This is a genomic window from Sphingopyxis sp. UBA6723 (assembly GCF_002454115.1).
Classification (GTDB): domain Bacteria; phylum Pseudomonadota; class Alphaproteobacteria; order Sphingomonadales; family Sphingomonadaceae; genus Sphingopyxis.
The window spans coordinates 237,378-245,689 of the sequence record NZ_DKIH01000011.1 but is presented as its reverse complement, the minus strand read 5'-3'; the positions used below and the strand labels follow the sequence as shown (position 1 = coordinate 245,689).

The window sequence follows — 8,312 nt, the reverse complement described above, 5'->3', positions numbered from 1 at the left end:
CATCGCTACGCGACAGGGAGGATCTATTTTAGCTTCGCGATCAGCGCCTGCGCCGCGGCCGGATTGCGGACTTTCGCGCCCGAAATGAAGAATAGGAACACATCGCGGTCGCCCTTGGCCCAATCGCGCGCTTGCGTGGCCCAATGGTCGAGCGCCTTGTCGTCATAGCCGGTTGCGACATCTTCCTCGCTGCGCTGGAGCCGCGCGTAGGTGAAGTCGGCGGTCTGTTCGTCGATGCGCGGGAATTCGTCGCTGTCGGCGTAGACGATCGCCATGTTGCGCTCGCGCAGCATGTCGACAAACACCGGGTCGCGGAAGCTTTCGTGCCGCACCTCGATCGCGTGGCGCAGCTTCAGGCCGTCCTGCGTGTCGGGAAGTAAGTCGAGAAAACTCGCGAAGTCGTCAGGCACGAATTTCTTCGTCGCCATGAACTGCCAGTGGATCGGTCCGAGCCGGTCGCCGAGGCGCGTTAGCCCCTGCGTGAGGAATTTTTCGATTGATCCGGCGCCTTCCGCAAGCACTTTGCGGTTGGTGGTGAAGCGTGACGCCTTGACGCTGAATTTGAAGCCGTCGGGGACCGATGCGGCCCAACTCGCGAACGTCTCTGGCTTCTGGCTGCTGTAATAGGTGCCGTTGATCTCGATCCCGGTCAGATGCTGGCCGGCATATTCGAGCTCGCGCTTTTGCGGGTGTTTGGGCGGGTAGAAGGTACCGCGCCATGGGTCGAAGGTCCAGCCGCCGACGCCGATGTGGATGCTCATAAGGCCGTCTCCTCCACCTCTTATTGTCATCCCGGCGAAGGCCGGGATCTCATCGTCGCGTTTTGCCGCTCCGGCGAGATTCCGGCCTTCGCCGGAATGACGGGGTGGGGTTGTTACGCCAAAGCCGCGTCGGCGCCCATCAACGCCGGAAAAAACCCCTCATGCGCCTCGCGCAGTTCCGCGAGCGTCACCTCATGATCGCTATCGGGCAGCTCGAACACAATACGATCCTTGATCGTCCGACCGAGCGGATCGACCGGCACGTCGGCGCGGCCCGCCGCGTCAAGGAAGTCGGCGAGGCAGGTGTCGCAGACGGTGACGAGATAAAGCCCCTGATCCTCGCCGAAGAAGCTTTCCGCGATGCCGAACGGCTGTTCTTCGCTCACCAGCACGCCGATGTTCGATTTCAGCGCCATTTCGGCGAGCGTCACCGCGATGCCGCCGTCCGACACGTCATGGCAGGCGGTAATCCAGCCGGCGTTGATTGCGCCGCGGATGAAGTCGCCGGTGCGCTTTTCGCAGCGGAGGTTTACTTCGGGCGGCGGACCTTCTTCGCGGCCGTGGATTTCGCGCAGCCAGATCGACTGGCCAAGATGCCCGGCACGTTCGCCGACCGCCAGCACGATGTCGCCGGTGCGCTTGAAGCCGATGCCGACCGCCTTGTTCAGATCTTCAATCACGCCGACGCCGCCGATTGCGGGGGTGGGCAGGATCGCGCTGCCGCCGCCGGTCGCCTTGGACTCGTTGTAAAGGCTGACGTTGCCCGACACGATCGGGTAGTCGAGCGCGCGGCACGCCTGCGCCATGCCGTCGAGGCAGCCGACGATCTGGCCCATGATTTCGGGGCGCTGCGGGTTGGCGAAGTTCAGGCAGTTGGTGATCGCGAGCGGGGTCGCGCCGACTGCGCTGATGTTGCGCCAGGTTTCGGCGACCGCCTGTTTGCCGCCCTCGACGGGATCCGCGTAGCAATAGCGCGGGGTGCAGTCCGTGCTCATCGCGAGCGCGCGGTTGGTGCCGTGGATGCGGACGAGCGCGGCGTCGCCGCCGGACTGCACCGTGTCGGCGCCGACCTGGCTGTCATATTGTTCCCAGATCCAGCGGCGGCTGGCGATGTCGGGGGTGCCCATCAGCGTCTTGAGGTCGGCCGCGACGTCCTTCGTCTCGGGGACGTTGGTCAGCGGGGGTTGCTTCGGCGTCGGCACATGCGGGCGGTCGTAGAGCGGCGCGTCGTCGGCGAGCGGCGCGAGCGGGATGTCGCAGACGATCTCGCCATGATGTTCCAGCACCATGCGGCCGGTGTCGGTGACGGTGCCGATCACCGCAAAATCGAGTTCCCATTTGTGGAAGATCGCGGCGGCGAAATCCTCGCGGCCGGGCTTCAGCACCATCAGCATGCGTTCCTGCGATTCGGACAGCATCATTTCATACGCCGTCATGCCGGTTTCGCGCTGCGGCACATCGTCCATCTTGAGGTGGAGGCCGACGCCGCCCTTCGACGCCATTTCGACCGACGACGAGGTGAGGCCCGCGGCGCCCATGTCCTGAATCGCGACGATCGCGTCCGACGCCATCAGCTCGAGGCACGCCTCGATCAGCAATTTCTCGGTGAACGGATCGCCGACCTGAACCGTCGGGCGCTTTTCCTCGGCATCCTCGCCAAAGTCGGCCGATGCCATCGTTGCGCCATGGATGCCGTCGCGGCCGGTCTTGGATCCGACATAGACGATCGGATTGCCGACGCCGCTGGCCGCCGAGTAAAAGATCTTGTCCTGCTCGGCGACGCCGACGGTCATCGCGTTGACCAGGATATTGCCGTCATAGGCCTTGTGGAAATTGACCTCGCCGCCAACCGTGGGGACGCCGACGCAATTGCCGTAGCCGCCGATGCCATGGACGACGCCCGAGATGAGGTGTTTCATCTTCGGATGGTCGGGGCGGCCGAAACGCAGCGCGTTGAGGTTCGCGACCGGGCGCGCGCCCATGGTGAACACGTCGCGCAGGATGCCGCCGACGCCGGTCGCCGCGCCCTGATAGGGCTCGATGTACGACGGGTGGTTATGGCTCTCCATCTTGAAGATCGCGGCGAGCTTCTTGCCGTCCGGCCCCTCGCCGATGTCGATGACGCCGGCATTCTCGCCGGGGCCGCAGATCACCCATGGCGCCTCGGTCGGCAGTTTTTTCAGGTGCAGGCGCGAGCTTTTGTAGCTGCAATGCTCGGACCACATGACCGAGAAGATGCCAAGTTCGACCAGGTTCGGCTCGCGCGCAAGCGCGGCGAGGACGCGCTCATATTCTTCCGGCGAGAGGCCGTGTTCAGCCACGATCTCGGGGGTGATGACGGAGGCGGGCACGGTTGCGGTCTGAGTCATGGCGCGCCTTTAGCGGTACAGGCGCAAAACGAACAGACCCCATGATGCCAAAAAGCACCACGGGGTCTGTGTTTGGGTCCGTGTCAGCGCGAAGCGAGGATGGTGGCGGGCTTGGTCAAAGGTTCCACGTCGCGAAGCGGAAAGCTGACCTGCTGCGACCCGACGGTGCCGCGGACGCGGTGGGTGCCGACGCGCAGGGTGAAGGGCTTGCCGGTGCGTTCCTCGACGCCGCTGATCACGCGGACGTCGCCGACCTGCGTCACGGTGTAGCTGTAGCTGCTGCCTTTATGCTCGAACCGCTGCGTGGCGGCGTCTTCGGCATGGGCGATGGCGGGAACGGCGGCGAACAGCGCCAGAATGGGGAGAATGATCTTTTTCATGATGCAAGTCCTTGTTTACCAGAACAAAACTTGCCTTTAGCCCCTCTCTCTTGTGCATTGCAGCATGATTGGCCGCGCGGCACGCGGCAATTGCAAAAAGCGGAATCGTGATTGTCGAAAGTGAAGTAGGTTGGCGCTTGTCTTGTCGAGGCAAGTGGGGAGCTGCTCCCCGGCGAAAGCCGGGGTCCAGAGCGCCCGTGCGCTACCGTTGCGCGTTCCAGCCCTGGACCCCGGCTTTCGCCGGGGTCCAGGAAAGGCCTGAAGGGTAAGCGGGGCTACGCCGTGCGCGGAGGCAGGGTCAGCACCAGCCACGCCGCGGCGCCTGCCGCAAATCCCGTCGCCAGCGTTCCCCACGCGATGTCGAGCAGCGTAACCTTGGTCGACCAGATTTTCATCGTCGCATGGTTGGTCAGGTCGTAAGTCATGTAGCAGAAGAATCCGAACATCGCCCCCCACTGCGCCGCGACCTGCCATTTGCCCGCGGCCAGCGCGGGCGCGACGGCAAAAATCTGGATGCCCAGCATATAGAGCGCATAAAAGATCAGCGCCGGGGCAGGGCGCCAGCCGTCCATCAGCAGCGCGCCGATTTCGGGACGATAGACTTTGAGCAGCATCGTGCGCAGCCAGATCGCGTCGAGGATGCCAAAGATGATGGCGGTAGCAAAATAGGCGGCGATGGTTTGCAAGGTCATGGCTGGGCCTCTTGTGGCGACCGGCCGACGAATGTCCCGGCCGAAGATAGGAAAGCAAGCGTAAGCGTACCGGGTGCGACGTCAAGCTTGACCGCACTTGACCATTGGGGGGCGAACGGGCCAAAGCATGGGGATGACGGATACCCCCGAAACCGCTGCTGCGCTCGCGCCCGACCCTGCGATCACCGCGCTGTCGTTCGAAGCCGCGATGGGCGAGCTCGAAACGATCGTACGGCGGCTGGAAAGCGGCGATGTCAGCCTGGAGGAATCGGTGGCGCTCTATGAACGCGGTCATGCGCTGCGTGGGCATTGCGAGGCGCGGCTCGCCGCGGCGCAGGCCCGCATCGAACAGGTGAGCCTGGGGGCCGACGGGCGGCCGACGGGAACCACCCCGTTTGGCGAAAGCTGAGCGATCATGGCATCGACGAGCGACGATCTTTCGAGCGGAACACAATTGCTGCTGAGCACGCAGGCCGAGGTGATGGCGGGCATCGACCGGCTCTATGATCAGCTGTTGCCCGTCCCCAATGACCCCCGCGCGCCGCTGTATGAAGCGATGCGCCACGCCGCGATCGCGGGCGGCAAGCGGCTGCGCCCGCTGCTCGTCCGCGCCGCTGGCGACCTGTTTCATGTCGATCGCGGGCTCAGCCTGCGCGTCGGCGCGGCGGTCGAGGCCATGCATGTCTATTCGCTGATCCACGACGATCTGCCGTGCATGGACGACGATGATCTGCGCCGCGGCAAGCCGACCGTGCACAAGGCGTTCGACGAAGCGACCGCGGTGCTCGCGGGCGATTCGCTCCACGCGCTGGCGTTCGAATGGCTGTGCGACCCGGCGACGAGCAGCGACCCGTTTGTGCGCGGCGAACTCTGCTGCGAACTCGCGCGTGCGGCGGGACCGGCGGGCATGGCAGGCGGCCAGATGATGGACCTGGCCGCCGAGACAGCGAATTTCGACCTGCCGACGGTGACGCGGCTGCAACAGCTCAAGACCGGGGCGCTGATCGCCTTTTCGGTCGAAGCCGGCGCGATCCTGGCGCGCATCCCGCCCGAGGGACGCACCGCGCTGCGCGCCTATGCCCGCGATATCGGCCTGGCGTTCCAGATCGCTGACGACATCATGGATGTCGAAGGCGACGAGGCGCTGGCGGGCAAGGCGCTCCACAAGGACGCGGCGGCGGGCAAGGGGACCTTTGTCACGCTGATGGGGCTGGAGCGCGCGCGTGAACAGGCGACGGCTTTGGTCGATCAGGCCATCGGGCATCTGGCGAGCTTTGGTGACGAGGCGACGCTGCTGCGCGCCATCGCCCGCTATGTCGTGGAAAGGGACCGTTGATGCGCATTGGGGTCTATCCCGGAACCTTCGACCCGATCACGCTGGGCCATATGGACATCATCCGCCGCGGCGCCAAGCTGGTCGACCGGCTGATCATCGGGGTGACCACCAACATTGCGAAATCGCCCTTGTTCGACGACGACGAGCGGATCGCGATGGTCAAGGCCGAAGTCGCGGGGATCGAGGGGAATATCGAGGTTGTCGGTTTCAATTCGCTGCTGATGGACTTCGCTGACGCGCAGGGTGCGTCGATCGTCGTCCGCGGCATCCGCGGCGTCACCGATTTCGAATATGAGTATCAACTGACGGGCATGAACCGCCAGCTCAACGCCCGTGTCGAAACCGTCTTTTTGATGGCGGACGTCAGTCTTCAGCCGATCGCATCGCGGCTGGTCAAGGAGATCGCGATCTTTGGCGGCGACATCCAGAAATTCGTGACGCCAGCGGTGCGCGACGCCGTGGTGACGCGGATCGCCGAGCGCGGGTTGCTGCAGGGCGATCGCTGATACCGATCATTGAGCGTTCAGCTTTTTCCCGCTAGGGCGCGCCAACGATGGGGCGCAAATCCGATTTTTTGACAGAGGCCGATCCAGCATGACATTTTCCTTCCGCCCCATGATCCTTTCGGCGATGGCGTTCGGTCTCGCGGCGTCGGTCTTCGCGCAGGAAGCGCCGCCGGCGCCGAATCCGATGCCCGAAACGGTCCAGCCCGTCCCGCCGGTCGAAACGCCCGTGCCGCCGGTCGAAACCCCGCCCGCCGCCGAAGCCCCTGCGGCGACCGAAGCTGCTCCCGCCGCCGCCGCCGCGGTGCCGACGATGACGCCCGAGCAGTACATCAACAATCCCGAATATATGCTCAACCTCGACCTTTCGACGGGTGGCCGGGTCGTGATCCAGCTCTATCCCAATGTCGCCCCGGCGCACGTCGAACGGCTGAAGCAGCTGGCCCGCGCGGGCTTTTATGACGGGATCAAGTTCCACCGCGTGATCGACGGCTTCATGGCGCAGACCGGCGATCCGACTGCGACCGGGCAGGGCGGCTCGCAGCTGCCCGACCTCAAGGCCGAATTCAATGTGACCCCGCATCTGCGCGGCACATTGTCGATGGCGCGCGCCGAGAATGAAGACAGCGCGAACAGCCAGTTCTTCATCATGCTCCAACCGCGTTTCGCGCTCGACCGCCGCTACACGGCGTTCGGCCGCGTCGTGTCGGGCATGCAATATGTCGATGCGATCCAGAAGGGAGAGCCGCCCGCGGTGATGTCGCGTATGGTCCAGGTTTCGGTCGCTGCCGACAACAAGCCGGTCCCCCCGGCGTCGGCTCTGGTCGAAGCGGTTCCGGCACCCGCGCCCGCCGCCGAAATCACCGCCGACCAGCTCAACGCGCCGATCCGCTAAACCGTTCAGCGACGCGAACCTTCATGCGCGTCGACGCCTTCGATTTTGATCTGCCGAACGAACGGATCGCGCTGCGCCCGGCGCGACCGCGCGATGCGGCGCGGATGCTGGTGGTCGATGGCGACAGGATCGTCGATGCGGGGGTGGGTGACCTGCCCGCATGGCTGCGCCCCGGCGACTGCCTGGTGTTCAACGATACGCGCGTGATCCCGGCACAATTGGAGGGGCGGCGCGGGGACGCCAGGATCGGCGCCACGCTCCACAAGCGGATCGACCTTCGCCGATGGCAGGCGTTCGTCCGCAACGCCAAACGGCTGCGCGTCGGCGAGACGGTGGATTTCGGGTCGGGCGTATCCGCGCTGGCCGAAGAACGGCTGGCCGACGGCAGCTTGATCCTGGCGTTCGTAGGCGACGAACCCGTCGAGGTCCTGCTCGAACGCGCCGGCACGATGCCGCTGCCGCCCTATATCGCGGGCAAGCGGGCGACCGATGACGACGACCGTTCCGATTACCAAACGATGTTCGCGGCGAAGGATGGTGCCGTCGCGGCGCCGACCGCGGCACTGCACTTCACACCGCGCCTGCTCGCCGCGCTGACGGAGGCAGGCGTCGCGACCGAGACGCTGACCCTGCACGTCGGCGCTGGCACCTTCCTGCCGGTGAAGGCCGACGACACCAAAGACCATGTGATGCACGCCGAATGGGGACGGATCGAGGCTGATACCGCAGCGCGACTGAACGCGGTGCGCGCTGCGGGTGGCCGGATCATCGCAGTCGGCACCACCAGCCTGCGGCTGCTCGAAAGCGCGGCGCAGGACGACGGTACGATCGTCGCGTTCGCGGGCGACACCGCGATCTTCATCACCCCCGGCTACCGATTCAAGGCGATCGACGGGTTGATGACCAATTTCCACCTGCCGCGCTCGACCCTGTTCATGCTGGTCAGCGCGCTGATGGGGTTGGAGACGATGCAGGCGGCCTATGCCCATGCGATCGCGCGCGATTACCGCTTTTACAGCTATGGCGACGCCAGCTTGCTGCTCCCTGACCGCGCGGCATAGGCTGATCGTCGCCGTTGGCGCGGCGCGGCTTGGGGCGCGCTTTGCCTTGCTCCCACGCCGATATCGACTGTTCGCTCATCGCCAATTCGATGCCAATATGACCCAGCGTCAACCGCCTTGCGGTGCGGAACCGGTGGAGCCGGTCGCCCAAACTTTCAGTTGCAGGCGCGCCCAATATGACAGCGTCGACGCAATCGGCGCTGACCAAGGCGCATAATTGCGCCGCGATTTGCGCGTGCACCGCTGGCGTGGTTCCCGTCTTATTTACACTATCGCAATCCCTTCCGCGCATAGCGGTCGCAGCGTGGGGATCAG

At 65.0% G+C, this 8,312-nt stretch carries 10 protein-coding genes; 5 read left to right on the top strand and 5 right to left on the bottom strand.

Annotation, left to right across the window (positions count from 1 at the left end; translation table 11 throughout):
• Positions 1-23: 23 nt before the first annotated feature.
• The 4 genes from B4F07_RS12190 to B4F07_RS12175 all read right to left on the bottom strand — a co-directional run bounded on the left by B4F07_RS12190 (position 24) and on the right by B4F07_RS12175 (position 4,202).
• The gene (locus B4F07_RS12190) at positions 24-761 is read right to left on the bottom strand and encodes a DUF72 domain-containing protein (protein ID WP_293700295.1); all 738 of its coding nucleotides are present in this window, start codon (positions 759-761) and stop codon (positions 24-26) included.
• 113 nt (positions 762-874) lie between these two features.
• Positions 875-3,130, bottom strand: a complete 2,256-nt coding sequence (gene purL / locus B4F07_RS12185) for a phosphoribosylformylglycinamidine synthase subunit PurL (protein WP_293700297.1) — start codon at positions 3,128-3,130, stop codon at positions 875-877.
• Between the two features lie 83 nt (positions 3,131-3,213).
• Positions 3,214-3,510 (bottom strand): hypothetical protein, encoded by a 297-nt coding sequence (locus B4F07_RS12180; protein WP_293700299.1) that lies wholly within the window; start codon positions 3,508-3,510, stop codon positions 3,214-3,216.
• A 275-nt stretch (positions 3,511-3,785) separates the two neighbouring features.
• Positions 3,786-4,202 carry a DUF2177 family protein gene (locus B4F07_RS12175; protein ID WP_293700301.1) on the bottom strand — a complete coding sequence of 139 codons (417 nt, stop codon included), beginning with the start codon at positions 4,200-4,202 and terminating at the stop codon, positions 3,786-3,788.
• Between the two features lie 133 nt (positions 4,203-4,335).
• On the opposite strand from B4F07_RS12175, the gene B4F07_RS12170 reads away from it, so the two are divergent.
• From B4F07_RS12170 to queA, 5 genes are all read left to right on the top strand, one after another.
• On the top strand, positions 4,336-4,611 hold the full coding sequence (locus tag B4F07_RS12170; RefSeq protein ID WP_293700302.1) for an exodeoxyribonuclease VII small subunit: 276 nt from the start codon (positions 4,336-4,338) through the stop codon (positions 4,609-4,611).
• A 72-nt stretch (positions 4,612-4,683) separates the two neighbouring features.
• Positions 4,684-5,538 (top strand): polyprenyl synthetase family protein, encoded by an 855-nt coding sequence (locus B4F07_RS12165; RefSeq protein ID WP_414711705.1) that lies wholly within the window; start codon positions 4,684-4,686, stop codon positions 5,536-5,538.
• A complete protein-coding gene (coaD, locus tag B4F07_RS12160) occupies positions 5,538-6,044 on the top strand; it encodes a pantetheine-phosphate adenylyltransferase (protein WP_293700306.1) in 507 nt (168 codons plus the stop codon). The genes B4F07_RS12165 and coaD overlap by 1 nt, the downstream gene beginning before the upstream one ends.
• A gap of 88 nt (positions 6,045-6,132) precedes the next feature.
• Positions 6,133-6,936: a peptidylprolyl isomerase gene (locus B4F07_RS12155; protein ID WP_293700308.1), complete on the top strand. Its 804-nt coding sequence runs from the start codon at positions 6,133-6,135 to the stop codon at positions 6,934-6,936.
• Positions 6,937-6,959: 23 nt separating this feature from the next.
• Entirely contained in the window at positions 6,960-7,997 is a 1,038-nt protein-coding gene (gene queA, locus B4F07_RS12150) for a tRNA preQ1(34) S-adenosylmethionine ribosyltransferase-isomerase QueA (protein ID WP_293700309.1), read from the top strand.
• On the opposite strand, the gene B4F07_RS17455 is transcribed toward queA, so the two are convergent.
• Positions 7,879-8,289: a helix-turn-helix domain-containing protein gene (locus B4F07_RS17455; protein WP_414711757.1), complete on the bottom strand. Its 411-nt coding sequence runs from the start codon at positions 8,287-8,289 to the stop codon at positions 7,879-7,881. The two genes, queA and B4F07_RS17455, sit on opposite strands and share 119 nt — an antisense overlap.
• Positions 8,290-8,312: the final 23 nt, after the last annotated feature.